We start from the raw sequence: 671 nt of genomic DNA, 5'->3' as shown, positions 1-671 counted from the left end.
CATCAGGGCAGTGAAGTGCGAGCGCGCGAAGTCGTAGGCAGCTTCGAGAGCCGAGGAGTTGGTGATCAGGCGTCTAATCGTCTCCAAGTCCGCTCCCTCGTCGCTCCCGTCGCTCACGAAGCGTGTGCCGACAGTGATGTCGACCCGTCCGCCTTCCACTTTTCCGTGCAAGGTTGATAAGACGACTCTCTCGTCCGTATCCTCGTCATCTCGTTCAGGAGCGAAGTCAACGAACCAATTAAGGTGCAGGTCAGATTCATCGACCTGCTCAGCCTGAGCGTGCGCTGCGATCACTCTCAGATCCTCGGGGAGATAAGTGCGGTAACCTTCCGCGTCCTTATTCACCGGGACGCCCGCTCTCGAGGCGGGAAGGCCGCAAACAAGCTCTGGCGTTGACGCTGACCGGTCCGACGTCCGTATGCCTTGTAGCTCGAAGCGTCTCGCTGAATTTTCGCGAACTCGCGAAGGACGGAGTTAGAGGCGTTCGCGACGACCGCGACCCGCCCAGCACTGGCTGAAGCCGACGAGGCTCGATGTTCGACGCAATCGTCGACCACGTCGTGCCGCACAACGGCTCCGACAGCCATCGCATATCGACGCAAGGTGGCAAGTGTCGGATTGGAGTCATATCGCTCGAAGGACGCAACCGTCGGCTGGCTTACGCCCATGCG

1 protein-coding gene is annotated in these 671 nt (G+C 60.2%); it reads right to left on the bottom strand.

What is annotated here, in order from left to right; translation table 11 throughout:
* Nucleotides 1-345 (bottom strand): hypothetical protein (locus tag AC4FQ5_RS19785; RefSeq protein ID WP_491146301.1); only part of this gene is annotated, 345 nt, incomplete at its 3' end.
* Nucleotides 346-671 lie beyond the last annotated feature (326 nt).

The sequence above is a fragment of the Chryseobacterium sp. DT-167 genome (genome assembly GCF_058310155.1).
The sequence above is the reverse complement of the archived record's forward strand: the minus strand, read 5'-3'. Positions and strand labels throughout refer to the sequence as shown.